27 protein-coding genes are annotated in these 25,060 nt (G+C 55.8%); 19 read left to right on the forward strand and 8 right to left on the reverse strand.

Annotated elements, in window-relative coordinates:
- The first annotated feature begins 4 nt into the window (after positions 1–4).
- From OQV00_RS07260 to hisP, 12 genes are all read left to right on the forward strand, one after another.
- Positions 5–664, forward strand: coding sequence for a DedA family protein (locus OQV00_RS07260; protein WP_015583769.1), 660 nt, complete (start codon positions 5–7; stop codon positions 662–664).
- 200 nt (positions 665–864) lie between these two features.
- Entirely contained in the window at positions 865–1,779 is a 915-nt protein-coding gene (accD, locus tag OQV00_RS07265) for an acetyl-CoA carboxylase, carboxyltransferase subunit beta (protein WP_015583770.1), read from the forward strand.
- 189 nt (positions 1,780–1,968) lie between these two features.
- Positions 1,969–3,237 carry a bifunctional tetrahydrofolate synthase/dihydrofolate synthase gene (folC, locus tag OQV00_RS07270; RefSeq protein ID WP_163980596.1) on the forward strand — a complete coding sequence of 423 codons (1,269 nt, stop codon included), beginning with the start codon at positions 1,969–1,971 and terminating at the stop codon, positions 3,235–3,237.
- Positions 3,227–3,925, forward strand: coding sequence for a cell division protein DedD (dedD, locus tag OQV00_RS07275; protein WP_044350107.1), 699 nt, complete (start codon positions 3,227–3,229; stop codon positions 3,923–3,925). Before folC ends, dedD begins: the two co-directional genes overlap by 11 nt.
- Before the next feature lie 198 nt (positions 3,926–4,123).
- A complete protein-coding gene (gene cvpA, locus OQV00_RS07280; protein WP_004865201.1) occupies positions 4,124–4,612 on the forward strand; it encodes a colicin V production protein in 489 nt (162 codons plus the stop codon).
- Between the two features lie 33 nt (positions 4,613–4,645).
- A complete protein-coding gene (gene purF / locus OQV00_RS07285; RefSeq protein WP_015583773.1) occupies positions 4,646–6,163 on the forward strand; it encodes an amidophosphoribosyltransferase in 1,518 nt (505 codons plus the stop codon).
- A 134-nt stretch (positions 6,164–6,297) separates the two neighbouring features.
- Positions 6,298–6,882 carry a UbiX family flavin prenyltransferase gene (locus OQV00_RS07290; RefSeq protein WP_015583774.1) on the forward strand — a complete coding sequence of 195 codons (585 nt, stop codon included), beginning with the start codon at positions 6,298–6,300 and terminating at the stop codon, positions 6,880–6,882.
- A 273-nt stretch (positions 6,883–7,155) separates the two neighbouring features.
- Positions 7,156–7,938 (forward strand): lysine/arginine/ornithine ABC transporter substrate-binding protein ArgT, encoded by a 783-nt coding sequence (argT, locus tag OQV00_RS07295; protein WP_004865192.1) that lies wholly within the window; start codon positions 7,156–7,158, stop codon positions 7,936–7,938.
- A 266-nt stretch (positions 7,939–8,204) separates the two neighbouring features.
- Positions 8,205–8,987, forward strand: a complete 783-nt coding sequence (gene hisJ / locus OQV00_RS07300; protein ID WP_137056018.1) for a histidine ABC transporter substrate-binding protein HisJ — start codon at positions 8,205–8,207, stop codon at positions 8,985–8,987.
- Between the two features lie 66 nt (positions 8,988–9,053).
- Complete coding sequence (locus OQV00_RS07305) at positions 9,054–9,740, forward strand: histidine ABC transporter permease HisQ (protein ID WP_015583776.1); 687 nt, start codon at positions 9,054–9,056, stop codon at positions 9,738–9,740.
- Complete coding sequence (hisM, locus tag OQV00_RS07310; RefSeq protein ID WP_004865184.1) at positions 9,737–10,453, forward strand: histidine ABC transporter permease HisM; 717 nt, start codon at positions 9,737–9,739, stop codon at positions 10,451–10,453. Before OQV00_RS07305 ends, hisM begins: the two co-directional genes overlap by 4 nt.
- A 7-nt stretch (positions 10,454–10,460) precedes the next feature.
- A complete protein-coding gene (hisP, locus tag OQV00_RS07315) occupies positions 10,461–11,234 on the forward strand; it encodes a histidine ABC transporter ATP-binding protein HisP (protein ID WP_015583777.1) in 774 nt (257 codons plus the stop codon).
- Between the two features lie 42 nt (positions 11,235–11,276).
- Here the strand turns inward: hisP and OQV00_RS07320 are convergent, their stop codons facing one another.
- The 6 genes from OQV00_RS07320 to OQV00_RS07345 form a co-directional block, all read right to left on the reverse strand.
- Positions 11,277–11,774: a GNAT family N-acetyltransferase gene (locus tag OQV00_RS07320; protein ID WP_032718027.1), complete on the reverse strand. Its 498-nt coding sequence runs from the start codon at positions 11,772–11,774 to the stop codon at positions 11,277–11,279.
- A 67-nt stretch (positions 11,775–11,841) separates the two neighbouring features.
- Positions 11,842–12,408 (reverse strand): hypothetical protein, encoded by a 567-nt coding sequence (locus tag OQV00_RS07325; protein ID WP_032718026.1) that lies wholly within the window; start codon positions 12,406–12,408, stop codon positions 11,842–11,844.
- A 475-nt stretch (positions 12,409–12,883) separates the two neighbouring features.
- On the reverse strand, positions 12,884–13,777 hold the full coding sequence (locus tag OQV00_RS07330; RefSeq protein ID WP_015583780.1) for a TIGR01777 family oxidoreductase: 894 nt from the start codon (positions 13,775–13,777) through the stop codon (positions 12,884–12,886).
- Between the two features lie 18 nt (positions 13,778–13,795).
- The gene (gene folX, locus OQV00_RS07335; protein ID WP_015583781.1) at positions 13,796–14,158 is read right to left on the reverse strand and encodes a dihydroneopterin triphosphate 2'-epimerase; all 363 of its coding nucleotides are present in this window, start codon (positions 14,156–14,158) and stop codon (positions 13,796–13,798) included.
- Between the two features lie 66 nt (positions 14,159–14,224).
- Entirely contained in the window at positions 14,225–14,854 is a 630-nt protein-coding gene (gene yfcG / locus OQV00_RS07340) for a GSH-dependent disulfide bond oxidoreductase (protein ID WP_015583782.1), read from the reverse strand.
- A 71-nt stretch (positions 14,855–14,925) separates the two neighbouring features.
- Complete coding sequence (locus tag OQV00_RS07345) at positions 14,926–15,840, reverse strand: LysR family transcriptional regulator (protein WP_015583783.1); 915 nt, start codon at positions 15,838–15,840, stop codon at positions 14,926–14,928.
- 103 nt (positions 15,841–15,943) lie between these two features.
- Here OQV00_RS07345 and OQV00_RS07350 point away from each other — a divergent pair, with 103 nt between their 5' ends.
- The 4 genes from OQV00_RS07350 to yfcD all read left to right on the forward strand — a co-directional run bounded on the left by OQV00_RS07350 (position 15,944) and on the right by yfcD (position 19,321).
- Positions 15,944–17,362, forward strand: a complete 1,419-nt coding sequence (locus OQV00_RS07350) for an aldehyde dehydrogenase family protein (protein WP_266280094.1) — start codon at positions 15,944–15,946, stop codon at positions 17,360–17,362.
- Between the two features lie 96 nt (positions 17,363–17,458).
- Positions 17,459–18,103 (forward strand): glutathione transferase, encoded by a 645-nt coding sequence (yfcF, locus tag OQV00_RS07355; RefSeq protein ID WP_015583785.1) that lies wholly within the window; start codon positions 17,459–17,461, stop codon positions 18,101–18,103.
- A 56-nt stretch (positions 18,104–18,159) separates the two neighbouring features.
- The gene (gene yfcE / locus OQV00_RS07360; protein ID WP_015583786.1) at positions 18,160–18,711 is read left to right on the forward strand and encodes a phosphodiesterase; all 552 of its coding nucleotides are present in this window, start codon (positions 18,160–18,162) and stop codon (positions 18,709–18,711) included.
- A 58-nt stretch (positions 18,712–18,769) separates the two neighbouring features.
- Complete coding sequence (gene yfcD / locus OQV00_RS07365) at positions 18,770–19,321, forward strand: NUDIX hydrolase YfcD (protein ID WP_015583787.1); 552 nt, start codon at positions 18,770–18,772, stop codon at positions 19,319–19,321.
- Positions 19,322–19,430: 109 nt separating this feature from the next.
- Here yfcD and pta read toward each other — a convergent pair whose 3' ends face one another.
- Both pta and ackA read right to left on the reverse strand, forming a co-directional pair.
- Positions 19,431–21,575: a phosphate acetyltransferase gene (gene pta / locus OQV00_RS07370; protein WP_015583788.1), complete on the reverse strand. Its 2,145-nt coding sequence runs from the start codon at positions 21,573–21,575 to the stop codon at positions 19,431–19,433.
- 199 nt (positions 21,576–21,774) lie between these two features.
- Positions 21,775–22,977, reverse strand: coding sequence for an acetate kinase (gene ackA / locus OQV00_RS07375; RefSeq protein WP_004865128.1), 1,203 nt, complete (start codon positions 22,975–22,977; stop codon positions 21,775–21,777).
- A 337-nt stretch (positions 22,978–23,314) separates the two neighbouring features.
- On the opposite strand from ackA, the gene yfbV reads away from it, so the two are divergent.
- The 3 genes from yfbV to OQV00_RS07390 all read left to right on the forward strand — a co-directional run bounded on the left by yfbV (position 23,315) and on the right by OQV00_RS07390 (position 25,022).
- On the forward strand, positions 23,315–23,770 hold the full coding sequence (gene yfbV, locus OQV00_RS07380; RefSeq protein ID WP_015583789.1) for a terminus macrodomain insulation protein YfbV: 456 nt from the start codon (positions 23,315–23,317) through the stop codon (positions 23,768–23,770).
- Positions 23,771–23,856: 86 nt separating this feature from the next.
- Entirely contained in the window at positions 23,857–24,351 is a 495-nt protein-coding gene (locus OQV00_RS07385; protein WP_004865120.1) for a YfbU family protein, read from the forward strand.
- Positions 24,351–25,022 carry a sugar phosphatase gene (locus OQV00_RS07390; RefSeq protein ID WP_155074965.1) on the forward strand — a complete coding sequence of 224 codons (672 nt, stop codon included), beginning with the start codon at positions 24,351–24,353 and terminating at the stop codon, positions 25,020–25,022. Before OQV00_RS07385 ends, OQV00_RS07390 begins: the two co-directional genes overlap by 1 nt.
- The last annotated feature ends 38 nt before the right edge of the window (positions 25,023–25,060 follow it).

The raw sequence follows: 25,060 nt of genomic DNA on the forward strand, positions 1-25,060 counted from the left end.
CAATATGGACCTGATTCGCTTTTTAATTGATTTCATCCTGCATATTGATGTTCATCTGGCTGAGCTGGTTGCCAGTTATGGCGTCTGGGTATACGCCATTCTGTTTTTGATTCTGTTCTGTGAAACGGGTCTGGTAGTGACGCCATTCCTGCCCGGCGATTCGCTGCTGTTCGTGGCCGGCGCGCTGTCGGCGCTGCCGACGAACGATCTGAACGTGCATCTGATGGTGGCATTGATGGTCATTGCGGCCATTGTCGGCGATGCGCTGAACTATACTATCGGACGGCTGTTTGGCGAAAAGCTCTTCAGTAATCCTGATTCGAAGATTTTCCGACGTAGCTACCTGGATAAAACCCATTCGTTCTATGAGCGTCACGGCGGCAAAACGATTATTCTTGCGCGTTTTGTGCCGATCGTCAGAACCTTCGCACCGTTTGTGGCGGGAATGGGCCATATGTCCTATCGTCATTTTGCCGCGTATAACGTGGTTGGCGCGCTGCTGTGGGTTCTGCTGTTTACCTATGCAGGCTATCTGTTTGGCGATTTGCCGATCGTTCAGGAAAACCTGAAGCTGCTGATTGTCGCCATTATTGTTCTGTCGGTGCTGCCTGGGGTCATTGAAATTATTCGCCACAAGCGCGCGGCGGCGAAGCAGACGAAATAACCCTCCTGCTTTTATCTGCGTTGGGCAGCAGCCTGCTGCCCGAAGAGGGAAGTGTGAGCGGTACGACCACTTTTTTATCCCATGTTACGGGATGTTATGATTTAATGTGCAACATTCATGGTCTGTAAGGGTCAAAAATGGCATTATGCGCCCCTTACGACAAAACTGGCATCGACCAGGTTCAGGCAGAAAGGTTATCAATGAGCTGGATTGAACGAATTAAAAGCAATATCACTCCCACCCGCAAGGCAAGCATTCCTGAGGGTGTATGGACTAAGTGCGACAGCTGCGGGCAGGTTCTGTACCGCGCAGAGCTGGAGCGCAACCTGGAGGTTTGCCCTAAGTGCGATCACCACATGCGTATGTCGGCGCGTAATCGCCTGCATAGCCTGTTGGACGAAGGTTCCCTGGTGGAGCTGGGAAGCGAGCTCGAGCCGAAAGATGTGCTGAAGTTCCGCGATTCGAAAAAATACAAAGACCGTCTGGCGTCCGCTCAAAAAGAGACCGGTGAAAAAGATGCGCTGGTGGTCATGAAGGGCACTCTGCACGAGATGCCGGTTGTCGCAGCAGCATTCGAATTCTCCTTTATGGGCGGCTCGATGGGCTCGGTGGTTGGCGCTCGCTTCGTGCGCGCGGTAGAACAGGCGCTGGAAGATAATTGCCCGCTGATTTGCTTCTCCGCTTCCGGCGGCGCGCGTATGCAGGAAGCGCTGATGTCGCTGATGCAGATGGCGAAAACCTCAGCCGCGCTGGCGAAAATGCAGGAGCGCGGTTTACCGTATATCTCCGTACTGACCGACCCGACCATGGGCGGCGTATCGGCGAGCTTCGCCATGCTGGGCGATCTCAATATCGCGGAACCGAAAGCGCTGATCGGCTTTGCGGGGCCTCGCGTTATCGAGCAGACCGTACGTGAGAAACTGCCGCCGGGCTTCCAGCGCAGTGAGTTCCTGATTGAAAAAGGGGCGATCGATATGATCGTTCGTCGCCCGGAAATGCGTCTGAAGCTGGCCAGCATTCTGGCGAAGCTGATGAATCTTCCGGCACCCAGCCAGGACGTCTCTCACGAAGGTGAGGTGGTGCCACCGGCACCGGATCAGGAACCAGAGGCCTGATAATTCGGAGGGCAGGCCTGACGGCGCTGCCCTTTTTTAATTCTATGCGCCATCATTCAAACTGCGGCGCGGCGGAAAGGCTAAAGCCCCGTCAGGGCCCGGTCCAATGGACAGCGCGGGTGACGAGCGCTGCCGGCAAGAGGCAGTTTGAAGGATGAAGCGTATTTACCGTTAACACTCGCGGACATCATGGAAAAAGAACCTATTCCTCAGGCCACGTCGCCCCTGGCTACGTGGCTTTCCTATCTGGAACATCTGCACAGTAAAACCATCGATCTGGGGCTGACCCGCGTGAGCGAAGTCGCCGAACGGATGGCGGTGTTAAAGCCTGCGCCGTTCGTCTTCACGGTGGCGGGAACCAACGGTAAAGGAACCACCTGCCGCACGCTGGAGTCTGTGCTGATCGCGGCGGGCTACAAGGTTGGGGTTTACAGTTCGCCGCATCTGGTGCGCTATACCGAGCGCGTACGCGTACAGGGCGTGGAGCTGCCGGAAGCGGCGCATACCGCCTCTTTTGCTGAAATTGAAGCGGCGCGCGGTGAGATTTCCCTGAGCTATTTCGAGTTTGGCACGCTCTCTGCCCTGTGGTTGTTTAAGCAGGCGCAGCTCGACGTGGTGATCCTTGAGGTTGGTCTCGGCGGGCGTCTTGATGCCACCAACATCGTCGATGCGGATGTGGCGGTGGTAACCAGCATCGCCCTGGATCATACTGACTGGCTGGGACCGGATCGGGAAAGCATTGGCCGTGAGAAGGCCGGTATTTTCCGTGCCGGCAAACCGGCCGTCGTTGGTGAACCGGAGATGCCCCATACCATCGCCGAGGTGGCCGCCGGGAAAGGGGCAACGCTTCTGCGTCGCGACGTCGACTGGCGCTATGTCGCCGGCGAGCAGACGTGGTCATTCAGTGACGGAGAGGGGACACTGGCGGATTTACCGTTGCCTCAGATTCCGCTGCCGAATGCCGCCACGGCGCTGGCGGCGCTGCGAGCCAGCCGACTCCAGGTGAGCGATCGGGCAATTCGCGACGGTATTAAACAGGCGATGCTGCCGGGGCGTTTTCAGATAATCAGCGAAACGCCGCGCGTGATTCTCGATGTGGCGCATAACCCCCATGCGGCAGCCTGGCTCGCCGGACGTCTCAAAAGCCTGTCGAAAACGGGGCGCGTGCTGGCGGTTGTTGGTATGCTGCATGATAAGGATATTGCCGGCACGCTGGCAAACCTGACGGCGGAAGTGGATAGCTGGTACTGTGCGCCTCTGGAAGGGCCGCGTGGTGCAACGGCGCAACAGCTGCAGGAGCATTTGCAGGCAGGAAAAGCTTACGCCAACGTGGCTCAGGCCTGGCATGCGGCGATGGCCGATGCCAGACCGGAAGATACGGTGCTGGTGTGTGGTTCATTCCATACGGTGGCGCATGTAATGGAAGAAATAGAGGCGGGGAGAATCGGTGGCGAGTAAGTTTCAGAACCGTTTAGTCGGGACGATTGTGCTGGTCGCGCTGGGGGTGATTATCCTCCCGGGGCTGCTTGATGGTCAGAAAAAGCATTATCAGGACGAATTCGCGGCAATTCCACTGGTGCCAAAACCGGGCGATCGCGATGAGCCGGATATGCTGCCGGCGGCGACTCAGGCTCTTCCGGCTCAACCGCCGGAAGGGGCGGCGGAAGAGGTCAGAGCGGGAGACGCCGCGGCGCCGTCATTGGATCCGTCGCGTATCCCGGTTAACAGCAACAGTTTCGATGATGTGCAGGAGCCGGTGGTCGCACCGAAGCCGCAGCCCAAACCGCAGCCTCAACCGAAACCGCAGCCTCAGCCGTCGAAGCCGGTGGAGAAGCCGCAGCCGCAGCAACAAACCGTTGCCCAGACGCCGCCGGCGAAACCGGCCGAGATACCTGCTCCGACCGGCAAAGCCTATGTGGTGCAGCTCGGTGCGTTGAAGAATGCGGATAAGGTCAATGAAATCGTCGGTAAGCTGCGCTCCTCCGGGTTTAAGGTCTACACGTCGCCTTCGACGCCGGTTCAAGGTAAAATTACCCGTATTCTGGTCGGTCCCGATACCTCAAAAGATAAACTGAAAGGGCAGCTTGGCGACCTGAAACAGATCTCCGGCCTGAGCGGTGTGGTCATGGGATATAGCCCCAACTAATCTTGTCCCTCGCCGCGCTGGTGAGGGGCGAAGCTCCTGTCTGACGTGCTTTCAGGAGGCGCAAGACAGCATGGCGTTGAATGTTTTTTCAGCGCCATTTTTATTTCTGTAGGGCACGGAAATCCCTACGCAAACGTTTTCTTTTTCTGTTAGAATGCGCCCCGAACCGGATGACAGGGCGTAAATCGTGGGATGTTTATGGTCTGGATTGATTACGTCATTATAGCGGTGATTGGTTTTTCCTGTCTGGTAAGCCTGATCCGCGGCTTTGTTCGTGAAGCGTTATCGCTGGTAACCTGGGGATGTGCTTTCTTTGTCGCCAGTCATTACTACACTTACCTGGCTGTCTGGTTCACGGGCTTTGAAGACGAAATGGTCCGCAATGGGATTGCTATCGCGATACTGTTTATCGCAACGCTTATCGTTGGCGCCATCGTTAACTATGTGATTGGCGCACTGGTTGAGAAAACGGGCCTGTCGGGTACCGACAGGGTGTTAGGGATCTGTTTTGGCGCCCTGCGTGGCGTGCTGATTGTCTCTGCGATTCTGTTCTTTCTCGATAGTTTTACCGGTATGGCGAAAAGCGAAGACTGGCAAAAGTCAGAGCTTATCCCGCAGTTCAGTTTCGTTATCAGATGGTTTTTTGACTATCTGCAAAGCTCGTCAAGTTTCTTGCCCAAAGCATAAGCGTTGGGATGTGGCTGAACGAGGAAAAGACGTATGTGCGGTATTGTCGGTATCGCCGGTGTTATGCCGGTAAACCAGTCGATTTATGACGCGTTAACGGTGCTTCAGCATCGTGGCCAGGATGCCGCAGGCATCATCACTATTGATGCAAATAACTGTTTCCGTTTGCGTAAGGCGAACGGGCTGGTGAGCGACGTTTTTGAAGCTCGCCACATGCAGCGTATGCAGGGCAATATGGGGATTGGCCATGTTCGCTATCCTACGGCGGGCAGTTCAAGTGCCTCCGAGGCGCAGCCTTTCTACGTCAACTCACCGTATGGTATTACGTTGGCGCATAACGGCAATCTGACCAACGCGCACGAGCTGCGTAAGAAGCTGTTTGAAGAAAAACGCCGCCATATCAACACCACTTCCGATTCTGAAATCCTGCTCAACATCTTCGCCAGCGAGCTGGATAACTTCCGTCATTATCCTCTGGAAGCAGATAACATTTTTGCCGCGATCGCTGCGACGAACCGTCAAATCCGCGGTGCCTACGCCTGCGTGGCGATGATCATTGGTCACGGTATGGTTGCCTTCCGCGATCCAAACGGCATCCGCCCTCTGGTGTTGGGGAAACGTGATGTTGGCGATGGTCGTACCGAGTATATGGTGGCCTCCGAGAGCGTGGCGCTGGATACCCTGGGCTTCGAATTCCTGCGCGATGTGGCGCCGGGTGAAGCGGTCTATATTACCGAGAAGGGCCAGCTGTTTACCCGTCAGTGCGCGGAGAATCCGGTCAGCAACCCGTGCCTCTTTGAGTACGTCTATTTTGCTCGCCCGGACTCGTTTATCGACAAGATTTCCGTCTACAGCGCGCGCGTCAATATGGGCACCAAACTGGGTGAGAAGATCGCTCGTGAATGGGAAGATCTGGACATTGACGTGGTCATTCCGATTCCGGAAACTTCCTGCGATATCGCGCTGGAAATTGCCCGTATCCTCGATAAGCCTTATCGCCAGGGCTTCGTGAAAAACCGTTACGTCGGCCGGACCTTCATCATGCCGGGCCAGCAGCTGCGCCGGAAGTCGGTGCGTCGTAAGCTTAATGCCAACCGCGCGGAGTTCCGGGATAAAAACGTGCTGCTGGTGGATGACTCCATCGTGCGTGGGACCACCTCGGAACAGATTATTGAGATGGCGCGCGAAGCCGGCGCGAAAAAGGTCTATCTGGCTTCCGCAGCGCCAGAGATTCGTTTCCCGAACGTTTATGGCATTGATATGCCGACGGCAACCGAGCTTATTGCCCACGGTCGCGAAGTGGACGAAATCCGCCAGATCATTGGCGCGGATGGCCTTATCTTCCAGGATCTGAACGATCTGATTGAGGCTGTACGTGTGGAAAATCCGGATATTCAGCAGTTTGAATGTTCGGTATTTAACGGCGTGTACGTCACTAAGGATGTGGACCAGCAGTACCTCGATTATCTCGACTCCTTACGTAATGACGATGCGAAAGCGGTGCAGCGTCTGAACGAAGTGGAAAACCTGGAGATGCACAACGAAGGCTAATTAACCCGAGCGTTGTGAAAAGCCCGCCGTCATCCGACCGCGGGCTTTTGTGTTTTTGCCGCGTGGCCGTAAGGCTTGCGTCCGGTGCTATAATCCGGCAAAGTCTGCCCCATTATGTGGAAGAGGCAATCATCGTGAAACGACTTATTATTGGTATCTCCGGCGCCAGCGGCGCCATTTACGGTGTGCGACTGCTTCAGATTTTACGCGATGTGCCTGATGTCGAAACGCATCTGATCATGAGCCAGGCAGCGCGGCAGACGCTGGCGCTGGAGACCGACTATTCTCTACGGGAAGTGCAGGCGCTGGCGGATGTGGTACATGATGCGCGCGATATCGCCGCCAGTATCTCGTCGGGGTCGTTTAAGACCGCCGGCATGGCGATACTGCCTTGCTCGGTGAAAACGCTTTCCGGAATTGTTCACAGCTATACCGATGGTCTGCTGACCCGTGCGGCGGACGTGGTCCTCAAAGAGCGTCGTCCGCTGGTCCTGTGCGTGCGGGAAACGCCGTTCCATCTTGGTCATCTGCGCCTGCTGGTGCAGGCCGCAGAGATGGGCGCGGTGATTATGCCGCCGGTTCCGGCTTTCTACCATCGCCCGCAAACCCTCGACGATGTGATTAACCAGACGGTCAACCGGGTTATCGATCAGTTCGATATTACCCTTCCGCAGGATCTTTTTACCCGTTGGCAGGGACCTTCAGGCGCACTAAAGTAGTGCGTGCCGTGAACTTTTGCGCCTCCGCAGTGCAATTTTGTCGCCCCGATCAAATCCTCAACATTTAATTTGTTTTTTTGCGTTCGGCCACTGCGGTTTGTCCGTCAATGCTGTTATCTTCCCTCTTAAGACAATCCTGCAACTTTATATTAACAAATTTAACGCTGTTTCCAGCACGCACTGAGAAGATGGCATAAAACCTGCAGGATGAGTCGGCTACACATAACGAAGCAACGCACCATATAACAACATCACGACACTTAAGGGTATTGTATGAAGAAGACGATCCTGGCCCTCTCTTTAATCATGGGAATCAGCAGCGCTTCCAGCGTTTTTGCCGCGCTTCCGCAAAGCATTCGTATCGGTACCGATGCCACCTACGCGCCTTTCTCTTCGAAGGATGCGAAAGGGGATTTCGTTGGTTTTGATATCGATTTGGGCAACGAGCTGTGCTCGCGTATCAAAGTAAAATGTACCTGGGTGGGGAGCGACTTTGATTCATTGATTCCTTCGCTGAAGGCGAAGAAAATTGACGCCATTATCTCTTCCTTGTCGATTACTGAAAAACGTCAGCAGGAGATTGCCTTCTCTGACAAGCTGTATGCCGCTGACTCCCGTCTGATTGCGCCAAAAGGTTCATCAATCCAGCCGACGCTGGAATCCCTGAAGGGCAAACACGTCGGGGTACTGCAGGGTTCAACTCAGGAAGCGTACGGCAATGAACGCTGGCGTAGCCAGGGCGTGGATGTCGTTGCCTACCAGAACCAGGATCTGATCTACTCCGACCTTGCTGCCGGCCGTCTTGACGCTGCGCTGCAGGATGAAGTCGCCGCCAGCGAAGGCTTCCTCAAACAACCTGCCGGTAAAGATTTCGCCTTTGCCGGTCCCTCTGTCAAAGATAAAAAATTCTTCGGTGATGGTACCGGCATTGGCCTGCGTAAAACCGATGGCGAGCTGAAAGCCGCTTTCGACAGTGCGTTGGCTGAAATGCGTAAAGACGGGACCTACGACAAAATGGCGAAGAAATACTTCAACTTCAACGTCTACGGTGACTAAGCACGCCGCTGGCCCGGGAAACCGGGCCTGAGGACTTCGCATGTCCACGATTGCACTAAATTGGTGCAAGTTTGCCTGCGGTGTTCCGATTTGGTGCATAAAAGGCGGTTTTGTCGGGCGCTTAATGCATAGTTAAGCGTTTATGGTGCGAAATAATTGGCTTCCGGGCGCAGAATGCTTTGCCTTACCGGGGCGAATAATGGCACGATAACTGCCGTAAGTACTTCTAATAAACTCGTTAGAATGACAGTCTGTTGAGGATAGTTATGAAAAAACTGGCGTTGTCTCTTTCTTTAGCGCTGGCCCTTTCCAGCGTTAGCACGGTATTCGCAGCCATTCCGCAAAAACTACGTATCGGTACCGATCCAACTTATGCCCCGTTCGAATCGAAAAATGCGCAGGGTCAGTTGATTGGTTTTGACATCGATTTGGCAAAAGAGCTGTGTAAGCGTATCAATACGCAATGTACCTTCGTTGAAAACCCGCTGGATGCGCTGATCCCCTCTTTAAAAGCGAAGAAAATCGATGCGATTATGTCTTCGTTGTCCATTACCGAAAAACGTCAGCAGGAAATTGCTTTCACCGACAAACTTTACGCTGCAGATTCCCGTCTGGTTGTGAAAAAAGGCAGTGATATCACGCCGGATCTCGCGAAACTGAAAGGCAAGCGTATCGGTGTGCTTCAGGGGACCACCCAGGAGACCTATGGTAATGAGCACTGGGCACCGAAAGGGATTGAAATTGTCTCTTATCAGGGCCAGGACAATATCTATTCCGACCTGACCGCCGGGCGCATCGACGCGGCGTTCCAGGATGAAGTCGCCGCGAGTGAAGGCTTCCTCAAACAGCCTGTTGGTAAAGATTACCAGTTTGGCGGTCCATCGATTAAGGATGAAAAACTGTTTGGCGTCGGTACCGGCATGGGCCTGCGTAAAGGGGACAACGAGCTGCGCGAGGCGTTAAATAAGGCCTTCGCGGATATGCGCAAAGATGGCACCTACGACAAGCTGGCAAAAAAATATTTCGATTTTAACGTGTACGGTGACTAAGCATCATACGTACCCCATCGCGCGCATATTGGCGCGTGATGGTCGATGACAGACAGGGCAGACAGCATGCTGTACGGGTTTTCACAGGTTATTTTACAGGGCGCTCTTGTCACACTGGAGCTGGCTCTTAGTTCGGTTGTGCTGGCGGTCCTCATTGGTCTGGCGGGTGCCGGAGCTAAGCTATCGAGCAATCGACCGCTGGCGCTGGTATTTGAAGGCTACACCACGCTAATTCGTGGCGTGCCCGATCTGGTGCTGATGCTGCTGATTTTCTACGGTCTGCAGATTGCGCTGAATACGCTCACCGACGCACTGGGACTATCACAGTTTGATATTGACCCAATGGTCGCGGGGATTATTACGCTGGGCTTTATCTACGGTGCCTATTTTACTGAAACCTTCCGCGGCGCTTTCATGGCGGTTCCGAAAGGACACATCGAAGCGGCGACGGCCTTTGGCTTCAGCAACGGGCAGACCTTCCGGCGGATCCTCTTTCCGGCAATGATGCGCTATGCGTTACCGGGAATTGGCAACAACTGGCAGGTTATCCTCAAGGCAACGGCGCTGGTCTCTCTGCTGGGGCTGGAAGATGTGGTCAAAGCCACCCAGCTGGCGGGGAAAAGTACCTGGCAGCCGTTCTACTTTGCGATCGTCTGCGGTCTGGTTTATCTCGTGTTTACCACAGTTTCCAATGGTGTACTGCTGCTGCTTGAACGCCGTTACTCCGTGGGCGTGAAGAGGGCTGACCTGTGATTGAGATTATTCAGGAGTACTGGAAATCGCTGCTGTGGACCGACGGCTATCGCTTTACCGGGGTGGCTATCACGCTGTGGCTGCTGATCTCCTCGGTGGTGATGGGCGGCATACTGGCAGTATTTCTCGCTATCGGTCGTGTCTCTAGCAATAAATACATTCAGTTTCCGATCTGGCTGTTTACCTATGTGTTCCGCGGTACGCCGCTGTACGTACAGCTGCTGGTGTTTTACTCCGGGATGTATACGCTGGAAATCGTCAAAGGCACCGAGCTGCTGAACGCCTTTTTCCGCAGCGGCCTCAACTGTACGGTGCTGGCCTTAACGCTCAATACCTGCGCCTATACCACGGAGATTTTTGCCGGGGCGATCCGTTCCGTCCCTCCCGGGGAAATTGAAGCGGCGCGGGCCTATGGTTTCTCATCGGTCAAAATGTATCGCTGCATTATTTTGCCGTCTGCGCTGCGTATCGCGCTGCCAGCGTACAGCAACGAAGTGATTCTGATGCTGCACTCCACCGCGCTGGCTTTTACTGCCACCGTGCCGGATCTGCTGAAAATCGCCAGGGATATTAACTCGGCGACCTATCAGCCGTTCACCGCCTTCGGGATTGCCGCGGTGCTCTATTTAATTATTTCGTATGTGCTGATTAGCTTGTTCCGCAAGGCGGAAAAGCGCTGGTTGCAGCATATAAAACCTTCTTCGACGCATTGAGACCGCCATGTCCGACAATAAATTAAATGTTATCGATCTCCATAAACGTTACGGCGAGCATGAGGTGCTGAAAGGCGTCTCGTTACGGGCGCAAGCCGGAGACGTTATCAGCATTATCGGTTCATCGGGTTCCGGTAAAAGTACCTTTTTGCGCTGCATTAACTTCCTGGAAAAGCCCAGCGAAGGCACCATAGTGGTTAACGGGCAGAATATTGGTCTGGTTCGCGACAAAGACGGCCAGCTGAAGGTCGCGGATAAAAACCAGCTGCGTCTGCTGCGTACGCGCCTGACGATGGTGTTCCAGCATTTCAATCTGTGGAGCCATATGACGGTGCTGGAAAACGTCATGGAAGCGCCGATTCAGGTTCTCGGGCTGAGCAAGCAGGAAGCGCGCGAGCGGGCGGTGAAATATCTGGCGAAAGTGGGTATCGATGAGCGCCAGCAGATCAAATACCCGGTGCATCTCTCCGGCGGTCAGCAGCAGCGCGTCTCCATTGCGCGTGCGCTGGCGATGGAGCCCGATGTGCTGCTGTTTGACGAACCGACTTCCGCGCTTGATCCTGAACTGGTCGGGGAGGTGCTGCGTATCATGCAGAAGCTGGCGGAAGAGGGCAAAACCATGGTGGTAGTGACCCATGAAATGGGCTTTGCGCGCCATGTCTCTTCGCACGTCATTTTCCTGCATCAGGGCAAGATTGAAGAAGAAGGCCATCCGGATGAGCTGTTCGGCAATCCGAAAAGCCCACGCCTGCAGCAGTTCCTGAAAGGCTCCTTGAAGTAAGCCTTGCTGTCTCTCCCGGCGAAACCGCTCGCCGGGAGCAGATTACCGCTCCAGCCGATATACCCAGTCATCGTAATCGACGCCGTTCAGGTGGTAGGCTTTTTCCAGCACCTGAATCCGCACAAAACCGTGTTTTTCCAGCAGACGCGCCGACCCGATATTGTCACCCAGTACCCAGGCGTTGATCGCATTGACGCCGAGCTGGCTAAAGCCGTAATCACATATCGCCCGCAGCGCTTCACTGGCATATCCCTGACCCTGCGCCTCCGGGATGAGGGCATATCCGACATCGGCTTCATGCGGATTTTTACTGCTGATGCGCAGGCCGATATCACCGATGGCCACACCTTTTTTATCGCGCAGCACAAACACGCCGGGATCCGCGCAGCGCGCGGCAAACAGGGTACGCAGCGCGGGTTCATCGAGCATTTCACCCATAAAGCGCATGACCTGACGATCGCGACGCAGACGGAGGAAAAAAGGCCAGTCGGATAAGCTAAACGGCGAGAGGCGCAGGCGCGGAGTAGTGAGTATTGTCATAAAGCAGTCCATAAAGGTGAATGACTCCGCCACCTTAACACCATAAAGCGCCGGAATGTTTACGCGTCTAACCGACCGTCGGCGAAGCCTGGCGCTGATTTTCGAGCCCGCGAAGGTAGCGCAGCACGGTTTTGCTCTCTGGTGTAGCCCTCAATTGTAACGCCAGGTTGAGGTTATCCAGTACTGCCGCGTGGGCGACCAGCGGTGAGTCTTCGGCAAGACGTCCCTCCATAACCAGCCATCTGACGACGGTTTTCCAGCGCCACAGCGGCGAATTGCCCTTAACGCGCTGTACCGGTCCCGGAAACTGGCCCGAACCTCTCGCGCCATCTTTCAGCAGGGCAATGGCCTGTCGCGTCAGGCCGGCGAGTTCGGCAATATCGCTTAATCCTACCAGCGCGGAATCGACGGATTCGACCCGCGCGTTCAGAGCCGGTGCGGATTCGATATCGGCAATGGCTGACAGAATGGCCCGCTCGAGAGAGTCGCTTTCGCGAGCGAACTCCAGATAGACCGCGGTTCCGTAAAAACAGACCAGCGCATCAGCGCAGCCTGCCGTATGCAGCGCATCCTCAAGCCCCTCGGTATGAACAGTGACGCCGGAGAGGGTGAGCGTAAAATTATACAGCGCCATGGTTAAATCCTTCTGGTGGTGAATTTTATTCGCTGTAGGCGGCTGGCAGCGGTCGACCATTCTGATGAGTTGCCGGGCGTGGTTAATGGGTACCGCAGGTGTACTCCAGATGCTCATCATATACTCCGGATGATGGGCCATACCGCATATTAACCGGCCAAAACAGTGGGCGCTTTTGCCGCCAGGGTGAAAAATCCAGACCTGCACCAGCGTGTAGTCAATGGCTGCTCTGATATGTTTATCCGGATGTTCCTTCATCGCTGGGTCCTGGTCATCCTGAATGAGGTGTTGACGATTGTCAACGGTTGGGGGTGTTGAGTTGTAGAGCGGGGGTTATGACAGAGTGAGAGGAGATTCACCGGAAGCGAATTCACAATTAAGGCGGGGCTAAACGGGCACGTTTTACGCGCTGTGAGGTGGGTTCCACAAGGTAATCGTTCAGGGAGACCGATGCGATCTCCCTGAGCGAAATGAACTAGCGCAGCATGTCGGCCAGCGCTTCTTCCAGATCGTACCAGCGGAAGCCAAAACCGGCATCCTCCAGGCGCCGGGGCAACGCCCGCTGCCCGCCGAGCACCAGTACCGACGACTCTCCCATCAGCAGGCGAATCGCCGTTGCCGGTACGCGGAAAATTGCTGGACGATTCAGCGCATGCCCGAGAGAATGGGCAAACTGTTCATTGCGGACCGGATAAGGGGAAACCATATTGAAAGGCCCGCTGAGATCGTTATCCAGCAGCCACAGAATGCCGTTGACCATATCATCGATATGAATCCAGGCCAGATACTGCCTGCCGTTACCAATAGGGCCGCCGAGTCCAAGCCTGAAGAGCGGCATCAGTTTGGCCAGGATCCCGCCCGTCGGCGCCAGCACCGCGCCGGTGCGCAGCAGGCAGACGCGGGTGCGATCGCTTTGCGCCTCGCAGGCCAGCTGCTCCCAGCGGGCGCAGAGTTTGTGGGTAAATTCATTGTGCGGCGGCTCATCTTCGGTCACCACAACTTCCCCGAGATCGCCGTAAAAGCCTACGGCAGAGCCACTGATCAGCACGGCGGGTGGCGTATCGCTGGCGTTGAACAGATTTACCAGCTTTTGAGTGATATCCCAGCGGCTGTGACACAGACGCTGCTTTTGCTCCGCCGTCCAGCGTTTGTCGGCGATAGGTTCGCCTGCCAGATTGATGACAGCATCAATCTCATTGAGGTGATGATGGCCTTCGAAGCCGCGCCACAAGGTGACGCGGGCATCCAGCCGGGTTTGCGCTTTTTCCGGGCTGCGCGTTGATACCGTTACGTGATGCCCAAGCTCCAGCAGCCGGGGGATCAGATGCCGGCCAATCAGGCCAGTACCGCCAGTAAGCAGAATCCTCATAGCGCCTCCCTAAGAAGCTTAGCGCCGCCAGCTCATGGTCATTGAGACGGAGTCGGCGTAGCGCAGTGCATAAAGTTTATCGATCTCAACTTCAGCATAAGTGACCCAGTGATGTTCGCATGCGATATCGAGCACATCCTGAGTTAATTTTTCCAGCAGCGAGAAGCGGTTATTCTCAATGTGGCTGATGATACGCTTGGTAATCGTGCGGTAATTCAGCGCATCGTTGATATCTTCACTGTTGCGTGACCGCTCCGCCGGGTAGTGAATCGCAACATTGACCACCACATCCTGGCGGTTAGCGATTTCTTCTTCTTTGATTCCGATAAAAGTACGTAAGCGTAGGTTCTTTATACGAATAATGGCGTCTGGCTGGGACATTGCAGGCTTCCTCCGTGTTGTCATTTCCGCAATCATACATGAAAGCAAGCCATGCGAGCAGGGGGGTTATTGGTGTTGTATTTTTATCAGCGCCTGCCCGGTGGCCGGACGCTGACGAATGCGTTCAAACCAGTTATGAATCGCCGGAAAATGCGCGAGATCAATACGCTGGCGAGGGTGGGCGCGAATCCACGGCCAGCAGGCAATATCGGCAATACTGTAATGTTCGCCGCCGAGCCATGGGCTGACCTCCAGACGACGGTTCAGTACGTTGTACAACCGCTGGGTCTCGACCTGATAACGCTCGATGGCATAGGGCACCGCCTGCGGCGCGCTGTGATTGAAATGGTGATTCTGCCCCAGCATAGGGCCTAATCCGCTGACCTGCCAGAACAGCCACTGTAGCGTGGTATGGCGCTCGCGCAGCTCACCGCTAAGCAGTTTTCCTGATTTTTCCGCCAGATAGAGCAGGATTTCCCCGGACTCAAACAGGCCGAGCGGCGCTCCGCCGTCGACGGGGAGGTGGTCGACGATAGCGGGAATTTTATTATTCGGCGAGAGAGCGAGAAACTGCGGGCGAAACTGTTCCCCTTTATTGATATCGACCCGAATCAGGCGATAGGCCAGCTGCGCCTCTTCGAGAAAGAGAATGATTTTCTGGCCGTTAGGGGTGGGTGCGTAGTAAAGGTCGATCATGGTGACTCCCGCCGTCGTAGGTCGCACGTGTTCGAGTATAGGCGACCTGCCGCTATCCGGGAGGAGGGGCGCTAAATTTTGCCGGCAGGATCGGGACGGTCGCGTAACTCGTGCACCAGGCTGATAAAAGCCTTCAGCCCGGGCGGAACGTGGCGGCGGCCGGGATAATAGAGGCGTAGGCCGGCAAACGACGGACACCACTCATCCATCACGCTGACGAGCCTGCCGCAGGCCAGATCTTCTTTGATAAACCAGTCCGAGATAAAGGCCAGGCCGAGGCCGGCAAGTACCGCACGGTGGATGGCGCCCATTTCACTGAGGGTAATACGCGGCGGGACGTTAACCGTCAGCTTTTGTTGCTGGCGCTCCAGCTCCCAGTGATAGAGACCGCCGTGCGACATACGCATCCCGATGCTCTGATGATGCAGCAGATCTTCCGGGCTGTGCGGAATGCCGCAGCGGGCAAAATATTCCGCCGTACCGACGATACGCATCCGCACATCGGGCGTCAGCGTAACGGCAATCATATCCTGCGGCAGCGACTCTGCCAGGCGGATGCCGGCGTCGTAACCCTCGGCGACAATATCGACCAGCCGGGACTCGGTGGTGATGTCGAGACGCATGTCCGGGTAGCGCTTGAGGAAGGCATCGAACAGCCCGAACAGCAGGGCAACGCTCTCGCGTGGCGCATTGATGCGCAGTGTACCGGTCGGCATTTCCGGTTGAGTGGCAATCTCTTCCGATGCGCGCTGAATTTCTGCCAGCGCAGGCGCCACGCGCTCGACGTAGCGTCGCCCGGCCTCCGTCAACGCAACGCTGCGGGTGGTACGGTTAAACAGACGTACGTTGAGCCGCGCCTCCAGTCCGGCGACGGCGTTGCTGATAGCGGTGGCCGACATGCCCAGCTCCCGGGCGGCCGCTCGGAAGCTCTGGCGGTGGGCTACGGCAAGGAGGACTTCCAGTTCAGTCAGACCGCTACGGTGCATAATTATCCCGATTTTCGTGACAGGCTGTGTTGATTATACCCTCTTATCGGGGCAATACGTCGACTCTATACTTCCCTTCATCAAATCAATGAGGAAGACGAATATGCTGCACATCGATAAAATTTATATCAACGGTGAATTTGTCACCCCGCACGGCAGCGAAACCTTTGCGCTGTTCAACCCGGCGACGGAAGAGGTGATTGGCCAGGCACGGCTGGCGGATGAAGAGGATGCCCGGCGCGCGATTGCCGCAGCAAAAGCAGCGTTTCCTTGCTGGTCACGGACGACGAAACAGCAGCGTCTGGATGTCCTTGAGCGGATGTACCAGGCCGTCCGGGCGAGAGAGGCGGATTTACGTGAGGCGATTGTGACCGAATATGGCGCCCCGGCTTCGCGCTCGCAATGGATGGCGGCATGGCCGGCGCAAACCATTAAACAGGCGATGGAGACGCTGGCGAGCTTCGAATTTGTTGAACCGGCGGGGCGTGCGCAGGTTGTGATGACGCCGGTCGGCGTGGCGGGGTTGATTACGCCGTGGAACAGCGGTGCTGGTTTTATCTGTAGCAAGCTGGCGACGGCGATGGCGGCAGGCTGTACGACGGTGATTAAACCCAGCGAGATGAGCGCCTGGCAGACGCAGATCGTCACCGAAGCGCTGCACGCGGCGCAGATCCCCGCCGGAGTCGTTAACATCGTGACCGGACGGGGCGAAGTGGTGGGGGATATTATTAACCATCATCCCGATATTGCTAAAATTTCTTTCACCGGTTCTACCGCCGTAGGGAAACATATTATCGCCAGCGGTGCGCAAACCTTGAAACGCGTCACGCTGGAACTTGGCGGTAAATCACCGACCCTCATTCTGGATGATGCCGATATGCAGCAGGCGGTTTCGCTGGCGCTGGCGGCCGGATTTATGAATAGCGGGCAGGCCTGCATCGCCGGGACGCGAATTCTGGTGCCCGCCGGGCGTCTGGCGGAGTTTGAACAGGCTATTGTGCAGGCGATGGCGGACTATATCTCCGGCGATCCGCGCGACGCGCAGACGACAATTGGCCCGATGGTCAGCCGGAAACAGTGGCAACGGGTGCAGGATTATATTCGCCTGGGGCAGCAGGAGGGGGCAAGATTGCTTATCGGCGGTGAAGGGCGACCGCAGGGAATGGAAAAAGGCTGGTGCGTGAAACCGACCGTATTCAGCGATGTCCACAACCAGATGCGCATTGCGCGAGAAGAGATCTTTGGCCCGGTGCTGGTACTGATTCCCTATCAGGATCAGGCGCAAGCCATCGCGATAGCCAACGATACGACCTATGGCCTGAGCGCCCTGGTATTAAGCGGCGATCGGCAGCGTGGTCAGGAGGTTGCGCTGGCGATAGAGTCCGGGCGCGTGCTGGTCAATACCCTTGAACATGAACCGCAGGCGCCGTTCGGTGGCTTCAAGCAATCCGGGCTGGGACGTGAAATGGGCAAATGGGGAATGCAGGCTTATCTGGAGCCGAAAACGATGATCATCGGCTAGCCGTCAGGGGATGCAAAATCCTCATGGTGCGGTAAGTGACATCCCTTAAAAGACAGGATATGTTGACTTATCGCCCCATAATTTATTGAGGATGCCATGAGCCAGCCCGTCATTACCCTGTGGTCCGATTCGCGTTTTTTCTCGCCGTACGTGATGTCCGTCTACGTTGCCCTGCAGGAAAAAAGCCTGCCATTTGCTCTCAAAACCATCGATCTCGATAGCGGCGAAAACCAGCAGCCTGGCTGGAAAGGTTATACCGTGACCCGCCGCGTGCCGTTGTTAGAAGTGGAGGAGTTCGCGCTTAGCGAATCGTCCGCGATTAGCGAGTATCTGGATGAACGTTTCGCACCGCCGGAGTGGGAGCGGCTCTATCCCCACGATCTGCAAAAGCGGGCCCGGGCGCGGCAGGTGCAAGCCTGGCTGCGCAGCGATCTGATGCCCATTCGCGAGGAGCGATCTACCGACGTGGTATTCGCGGGGCAAAAGAAACCGGAGCTTAGCGCCGCGGGCCGTAAAAGCGCGGACAAATTATTCGAAACCGCGTCTGAACTGCTGGCCCACGGCGGCAATAATCTGTTCGGGGAGTGGTCGATTGCCGATACCGATCTTGCCCTGATGATCAACCGGCTGGTGCTTAACGGTGATGCGGTCCCGGAGCCGCTGGCGGACTATGCGACATTCCAGTGGCAGCGGGCGTCGGTTCAGCGTTTTGTCGCACTGTCAGCTAAACGCGCGGGCTGATTCGAGGCAGCGGTTCCGCTATCATAGGCGCATCGAAATGCGTGGAGACGGAAGAAATGAAGCTGATGTTTGCATCGGATATTCATGGTTCCCTGCCCGCTACTGAACGCGTTCTGGAACGGTTCGCGCAAAGTGGGGCGCAGTGGCTGATTATTCTTGGCGATGTGCTGAACCATGGGCCGCGGAATGCGTTACCCGAAGGCTATGCGCCGGCGGACGTTGCTGTGAAGCTCAACGGCGTCGCGCAACGGGTGATCGCCGTTCGCGGTAACTGCGACAGCGAAGTCGATCAGATGCTGCTGGACTTCCCCATCACTGCGCCCTGGCAGCAGGTGCTGAGCGAACGCACCCGCCTGTTTCTGACCCACGGGCATCTGTACAGCCCCGAAAAAATGCCTCCTCTCGCCGCTGGCGATGTCCTGGTTTATGGTCATACTCATATTCCGGTAGCCGAGAAGCGCGGCGATATTTTTCTCTTCAATCCCGGCTCGGTCAGCATTCCCAAAGGGGGATTTTCCGCCAGCTACGGCCTCCTGGAAGGGGACCGACTACAGGTTTTAGCACTTGATGATCATCAGGTTATTGCAGAGGTTGCAATTAACCCGTAATTTACCCCCCAACCGTAAAGACGCGCCGCGAGAGCGCTTTCAAAAGTAAGGTTTCCTGATGGCGGAACAGAACGATTTGGCAAGCACAGAATGGGTAGACATTGTTAATGAAAACAATGAGGTGATAGCGCAGTCCAGCCGCGAGCAAATGCGCGCGCAGTGCCTGCGTCATCGGGCAACCTATATTGTTGTTCATGATGGGATGGGCAAAATCCTGGTGCAACGTCGTACCGAGACCAAAGATTTCCAGCCGGGCATGCTGGATGCTACCGCCGGCGGCGTGGTGCAGGCCGATGAGCAGCTGCTGGATTCGGCTCGCCGGGAAGCGGAAGAAGAGCTGGGGATTGCCGGCGTGCCGTTCGCCGATCATGGCCAGTTCTATTACGAAGATAAGCATTGTCGCGTCTGGGGAAGCCTGTTTAGCTGTGTGTCGCACGGCCCCTTTGCCTTGCAGGAAGAGGAGGTGAGCGAAGTGTGCTGGCTGACGCCGGAAGAGATTACCGCTCGCTGCGATGAATTCACCCCGGATTCATTAAAAGCGCTGGCGCTGTGGATGACGCGCAATGCCGGGAATGACTACGCGGACTCTGACGATGAGGGTAAAGAGTAGCTTTTGCCAGGCATCGGGAAGTCGTCACCGCTCAGATGTCGATTCGGCACGGAAGTCGAGCAAAAGAAAAGGCAGCCATCGGGCTGCCTTTTTTGATCTCAGCGCTAAATTACTGCTGCTGCTGAGAAGACTGAATCGCGGTCAGGGCGATGGTGTAGACGATATCGTCTACCAGCGCGCCACGAGACAGGTCGTTTACCGGCTTACGCATACCCTGCAGCATTGGCCCGATGGAGATCAGGTCAGCAGAACGCTGTACGGCTTTGTAAGTGGTGTTACCGGTGTTCAGATCCGGGAAGATGAACACGGTCGCACGTCCGGCAACCGGCGAGTTTGGCGCTTTGGATTTCGCCACGTCAGCCATCACCGCCGCGTCATACTGCAGCGGGCCGTCGATCATCAGGTCAGGACGTTTTTCCTGTGCCAGACGGGTCGCTTCACGAACTTTTTCGACGTCGCTACCGGCACCAGAATTACCGGTGGAGTAGGAGAGCATCGCTACGCGCGGCTCAATGCCGAAAGCGATGGCGGAATCGGCGGACTGAATAGCGATTTCAGCCAGCTGTTCTGCGGTCGGATCCGGGTTGATGGCGCAGTCACCGTAAACGTAAACCTGTTCCGGCAGCAGCATGAAGAACACGGAAGAGACCAGAGAGCTGCCCGGTGCCGTTTTGATCAGCTGCAGCGGCGGACGGATGGTGTTGGCGGTAGTGTGAACTGCGCCGGAAACCAGGCCGTCGACTTCGTCTTGTTCCAGCATCAGCGTGCCGAGAACGACGTTGTCTTCCAGCTGCTCGCGGGCAACCGCTTCGGTCATCCCCTTGCTCTTACGCAGTTCGACCAGACGAGCGACGTAGCTTTCGCGAACCACATCCGGATCGACGATTTCGATACCAGCGCCCAGCTCGACGCCCTGAGCGGCAGCAACGCGGTTGATCTCATCCGGGTTACCCAGCAGGACACAGGTCGCAATACCGCGTTCTGCGCAGATTGCTGCGGCTTTAACGGTACGCGGCTCGTTACCTTCCGGCAGAACGACGCGTTTACCCGCTTTGCGCGCCAGCTCGGTCAGCTGGTAGCGGAAGGCCGGCGGAGACAGGCGGCGGCTACGTTCGGAGGTCGCGGTCAGAGACTCGATCCAGTCAGCGTTAATGTAGTTGGCAACGTATTCCTGAACTTTCTCAATGCGCTCGTGATCGTCAACCGGAACTTCGAGGTTGAAGCTCTGCAGGCTCAGGGAGGTCTGCCAGGTGTTGGTGTTCACCATAAAGACCGGCAGGCCGGTCGCGAATGCACGTTCGCACAGCTTGCTGACGCGCGCGTCCATTTCGTAAGCACCGGTCAGCAGCAGCGCGCCGATTTCAACGCCGTTCATGGCGGCGAGGCAGGCGGCGACCAGAACATCAGGACGGTCTGCGGAAGTCACCAGCAGAGAACCGGCACGGAAGTGTTCGAGCATGTGCGGGATGCTGCGCGCGCAGAAGGTGACAGACTTCACGCGGCGGGTGTTGATGTCACCTTCGTTGACGATGGTGGCATTCAGGTGGCGAGCCATATCGATCGCACGCGTTGCGATCAGATCGAAGCTCCACGGTACCGCGCCCAGAACCGGCAGCGCGCTGCCAGACTGCAGCTGAGCCGGATCGATCTTCACGACTTTCGCTTTGGAAGAGTCATCGAAGATTTCCGACAGATCGGGACGGGTACGACCCTGTTCGTCAACCGGTGCGTTCAGCTTGTTGACGATAACACCGGTAATGTTGGTGTTTTTCGCGCCGCCGAAGCTGTTGCGGGTCAGCTCGATACGTTCGTTCAGCTGTTCCTGGGTGTCGGTACCCTGAGACATCACGAAGACAATTTCCGCGTTCAGCGTTTTGGCGATTTCGAAGTTCAGAGACTGAGCAAACTGATGTTTACGGGTCGGGACCAGACCTTCAACCAGCACCACTTCTGCATCCTGAGTCGCGGCGTGATAGTTGGCGATGATCTCTTCCATCAGCACATCTTTCTGGTTGCCGGACAGCAGCGACTCGACGTGGCTCATCTTCAGCGGCTCGGCGGCCGGAAGGCTTGAATTAGCACGAACGATGGTGGTCGTCTGGTCTGGCGCATCGCCGCCAGCGCGCGGTTGGGCGATAGGTTTAAAGACGCTCAGACGAACGCCTTTGCGTTCCATTGCACGGATAACACCGAGGCTGACGCTGGTCAGGCCAACGCTGGTTCCGGTCGGGATCAGCATGATTATACGGGACACGATATATCCTCTTTCGTTACCGCCAGTATCAGGCGGGATACAAAACTGCACCACCAGCTTCCCGTTATATTTCAAGTTGCATGTGCGTTGGCTTTCCTGGTTCACCCCGGTCACGTACTACCTGTACGTGACCGGAGATTCTCTGGGTCGCCGCCTTCCAGCAACTCGAATTATTTAGGGTTTCGCTGGCGGTGTGGAATCAGGCAGTCAGACGATTGGCGTCTTGCGCGATAACCAGCTCTTCGTTGGTCGGGATGACCAGAGCCGGGCGGGTGCCTTCTTTGTTGATGAAGCCAGACTTGCCGAAACGGGCAGCCAGGTTACGCTCGTGATCAACTTCGAAGCCCAGAACGCCCAGTTTGCCCAGAGACAGTTCACGAACCATTGCCGCGTTTTCACCGATACCACCGGTGAAGATAACGGCATCCAGACGACCGTCCATCAGCGCGGTGTAGGAACCGATGTACTTGGCCAGACGATGGCAGTAAACGTCCATTGCACGTTTAGCATCGGCTTTATCGGTGTAGTTGTCTTCAACATAACGGCAGTCGCTGGTGACTTCGGTCAGACCCAGCAGGCCAGACTCTTTGGTCAGCATTTTGTTGATAGCATCAACGCTCATGCCCAGGGAGTCGTGCAGGTGGAAGATGATAGCCGGGTCGATGTCGCCAGAGCGGGTACCCATGACCAGACCTTCCAGCGGGGTCAGACCCATAGAGGTGTCAACGCATTTACCGTTGCGGATAGCGGATACAGAACCACCGTTGCCCAGATGGCAGGTGATGATGTTCAGCTCTTCAACCGGCTTGTTCAGGACTTTAGCCGCTTCCTGAGTCACGTAGAAGTGGCTGGTGCCGTGCGCGCCGTAGCGACGTACGCCGTGCTCTTTGTACAGGCTGTACGGCAGAGCATACAGATAGGATTCTTCCGGCATAGTCTGATGGAACGCGGTGTCGAACACGGCAACGTTCTTCTCTTTCAGATGCGGGAATGATTTCAGTGCTTCAGCAATACCGATCAGGTGAGCCGGGTTGTGCAGCGGAGCGAAAGAGGCGGAATCTTTGATGCCCTGGATAACGGAATCATCAATGACCACGGAACTGGTGTATTTTTCACCACCGTGAACAATACGGTGGCCGATTGCGGTCAGCTGAGCAGACAGTTCTGGTTTTTGTGCCAGAATAGTGTTAACGATAAAGTTAAGCGCTTCACTGTGAGCGGCGCCAGCGCCTAAATCTGCTTCGTGTTTGCTGCCGTCCATTTTCCACTTAATACGTGCTTCAGGAAGATGGAAACATTCGGCTAAACCAGACAGATATTCGTCACCGTTTACGGCATCAAGGATAGCAAATTTCAGTGAGGAGCTACCGCAGTTCAGAACCAGTACTAACTTACTCGACATGGAAGTACCTTTTATGATACGTGGCTAAAAAAACGTCAGTGTGTCACAAAGCGTAGCGCAGGATGACAACGACATTTATGATTAACATCATGCCTTGTTCTGTTTTCGGGCACGATGGGAGAAGTACATTTGATTTTATGCCATTTTGGATAATTTTCAGCCAATGGCAGAATGTGCGATAATTTGACTAACCTGGTCAAAGGGTCTATCGCCCTTTCAGGCGGGCACAGGATACCTGATTGCCGCAGCCATTGCCAAAATGTTTTGAACGTTGTCATGCACAGTTGGTGTTTTGCACGAATTTTTTAAGTTTTATATGTAAAGTTGAGGTAAAGCCATGTCGACCCCCGATAATCGTCCCGTCAGCTTCTTTAGCTTGTTCCGCCGCGGGCAGCACTACGCAAAGACCTGGCCTTTGGACAAACGCCTCGCCCCGGTATTTATTGAAAACCGCATTATTCGCGCAACCCGTTACGCTATCCGCATCATGCCGCCGATCGCGGTCTTTACGCTGTGCTGGCAAATCGCGCTGGGTGGGCAGCTGGGTCCGGCGGTGGCGACGGCGCTGTTTGCCCTGAGTTTGCCGATGCAGGGATTATGGTGGCTGGGTAAGCGTTCGGTGACGCCGCTGCCGCCGTCGGTACTGAACTGGTTTTATGAAGTGCGTGGCAAATTGCAGGACGCAGGACAGGCGCTGGCGCCGGTCGAGGGTAAGCCGGATTATCAGGCATTAGCTGACACGCTTAAGCGCGCCTTCAAACAACTGGATAAAACTTTCCTTGATGATTTGTAATTCACTAAGGAAAACGCATATAAAAGAAGGCGCATGATTAATGCGCCTTCTTTTTTCACGCCGTAAAGTGCTACAGGAGTCAAAAAATGGAAATGACCAATGCGCAGCGTCTGATTTTATCTAATCAGTACAAGATGATGACGATGCTCGACCCGGACAACGCTGAACGTTACCGCCGTCTACAGACCATCATCGAGCGTGGATACGGATTGCAAATGCGCGAACTGGATCGCGAGTTTGGCCAACTGACGGAAGAAACCTGCCGTACCATCATCGATATTATGGAAATGTATCATGCGCTGCATGTCTCCTGGACGAACCTGAAGGACGCAAGTGAAATCGACGAACGCCGGGTCACCTTCCTCGGATTTGATGTTGCAACCGAAGCGCGCTTCCTCGGCTATGTTCGCTTTATCGTCAACGTTGAGGGGCGCTACAGCCACTTTGACGCCGGCACCCATGGCTTTAACTCACAGACGCCGATGTGGGATAAATACCAGCGCATGCTCAACGCCTGGCACGCTTGCCCGCGTCAGTACCATTTAAGCAGCAACGAAATTAATCAAATTATTAATGCCTGATGGAGGTTTCCGTGCAGTGTAAAGGTTTCCTGTTTGATCTTGACGGGACGTTAGTCGATTCATTACCCGTAGTGGAGCGCTCGTGGTGCAAATGGGCGGATCGTTTCGACATCCCGCACGATGAGGTGCTGAACTTCATTCATGGCAAGCAGGCGATAACCTCTTTACGCCATTTTCTACCGGGGCGCAGCGAAGAGGAAGTGCAGGCGGAGTTCCGCTGGCTTGAAGCGGTTGAAGCGGCGGATACCGATGGAATCACTGCCCTGCCGGGTGCGGTGGCGCTGCTGACTACTCTCGATGAAGCCGCGATCCCATGGGCTATCGTCACTTCCGGTTCGGTACCTGTTGCCCATGCGCGCCATCGCGCGGCGGGCCTGCCAAATGCCCGCGTTTTTGTGACGGCTGAGCAGGTGAAACAGGGTAAACCGGCCCCGGATGCCTATCTGCTCGGGGCGGAACGCTTAGCGCTGGCGCCGCAAGAGTGCGTCGTGGTCGAGGACGCGCCCGCCGGTTTGCTTTCCGGCCTGACGGCAGGCTGCCGGACAATCGCGGTGAACGTACCGGCAGATGCGCCGCGTCTGAACGAGGCGGATCTGGTCTTAACCTCCCTCGAAAACCTGGCTGTCGTCCGCACGTCGGACGGGAAGGTGAATGTGACGGTTAAAGACTAATCTCATGACGTAGCCCCGCATGGCCGGGGCTTTTTTAT

The organism is Klebsiella sp. DY2415 (assembly GCF_026314315.1).
Classification (GTDB): Bacteria; Pseudomonadota; Gammaproteobacteria; order Enterobacterales; family Enterobacteriaceae; genus Klebsiella; species Klebsiella ornithinolytica.

What these genes read in the sequence shown, in the direction of transcription:
- hisP (WP_015583777.1), top strand. Translation starts at nt 10,461, where the DNA reads ATGTCCGACAATAAATTAAATGTTATCGATCTCCATAAACGTTACGGC.
- cvpA (WP_004865201.1), top strand. Translation starts at nt 4,124, where the DNA reads ATGGTCTGGATTGATTACGTCATTATAGCGGTGATTGGTTTTTCCTGT.
- OQV00_RS07325 (WP_032718026.1), bottom strand. Translation starts at nt 12,408, where the DNA reads ATGGCGCTGTATAATTTTACGCTCACCCTCTCCGGCGTCACTGTTCAT.
- yfcD (WP_015583787.1), top strand. Translation starts at nt 18,770, where the DNA reads ATGGCGGAACAGAACGATTTGGCAAGCACAGAATGGGTAGACATTGTT.
- folC (WP_163980596.1), top strand. Translation starts at nt 1,969, where the DNA reads ATGGAAAAAGAACCTATTCCTCAGGCCACGTCGCCCCTGGCTACGTGG.
- OQV00_RS07350 (WP_266280094.1), top strand. Translation starts at nt 15,944, where the DNA reads ATGCTGCACATCGATAAAATTTATATCAACGGTGAATTTGTCACCCCG.
- OQV00_RS07330 (WP_015583780.1), bottom strand. Translation starts at nt 13,777, where the DNA reads ATGAGGATTCTGCTTACTGGCGGTACTGGCCTGATTGGCCGGCATCTG.
- OQV00_RS07320 (WP_032718027.1), bottom strand. Translation starts at nt 11,774, where the DNA reads ATGACAATACTCACTACTCCGCGCCTGCGCCTCTCGCCGTTTAGCTTA.
- yfcE (WP_015583786.1), top strand. Translation starts at nt 18,160, where the DNA reads ATGAAGCTGATGTTTGCATCGGATATTCATGGTTCCCTGCCCGCTACT.
- hisJ (WP_137056018.1), top strand. Translation starts at nt 8,205, where the DNA reads ATGAAAAAACTGGCGTTGTCTCTTTCTTTAGCGCTGGCCCTTTCCAGC.
- accD (WP_015583770.1), top strand. Translation starts at nt 865, where the DNA reads ATGAGCTGGATTGAACGAATTAAAAGCAATATCACTCCCACCCGCAAG.
- OQV00_RS07260 (WP_015583769.1), top strand. Translation starts at nt 5, where the DNA reads ATGGACCTGATTCGCTTTTTAATTGATTTCATCCTGCATATTGATGTT.
- yfcF (WP_015583785.1), top strand. Translation starts at nt 17,459, where the DNA reads ATGAGCCAGCCCGTCATTACCCTGTGGTCCGATTCGCGTTTTTTCTCG.
- argT (WP_004865192.1), top strand. Translation starts at nt 7,156, where the DNA reads ATGAAGAAGACGATCCTGGCCCTCTCTTTAATCATGGGAATCAGCAGC.
- OQV00_RS07345 (WP_015583783.1), bottom strand. Translation starts at nt 15,840, where the DNA reads ATGCACCGTAGCGGTCTGACTGAACTGGAAGTCCTCCTTGCCGTAGCC.
- purF (WP_015583773.1), top strand. Translation starts at nt 4,646, where the DNA reads ATGTGCGGTATTGTCGGTATCGCCGGTGTTATGCCGGTAAACCAGTCG.
- folX (WP_015583781.1), bottom strand. Translation starts at nt 14,158, where the DNA reads ATGTCCCAGCCAGACGCCATTATTCGTATAAAGAACCTACGCTTACGT.
- yfcG (WP_015583782.1), bottom strand. Translation starts at nt 14,854, where the DNA reads ATGATCGACCTTTACTACGCACCCACCCCTAACGGCCAGAAAATCATT.
- OQV00_RS07390 (WP_155074965.1), top strand. Translation starts at nt 24,351, where the DNA reads ATGGAGGTTTCCGTGCAGTGTAAAGGTTTCCTGTTTGATCTTGACGGG.
- yfbV (WP_015583789.1), top strand. Translation starts at nt 23,315, where the DNA reads ATGTCGACCCCCGATAATCGTCCCGTCAGCTTCTTTAGCTTGTTCCGC.
- ackA (WP_004865128.1), bottom strand. Translation starts at nt 22,977, where the DNA reads ATGTCGAGTAAGTTAGTACTGGTTCTGAACTGCGGTAGCTCCTCACTG.
- OQV00_RS07305 (WP_015583776.1), top strand. Translation starts at nt 9,054, where the DNA reads ATGCTGTACGGGTTTTCACAGGTTATTTTACAGGGCGCTCTTGTCACA.
- OQV00_RS07385 (WP_004865120.1), top strand. Translation starts at nt 23,857, where the DNA reads ATGGAAATGACCAATGCGCAGCGTCTGATTTTATCTAATCAGTACAAG.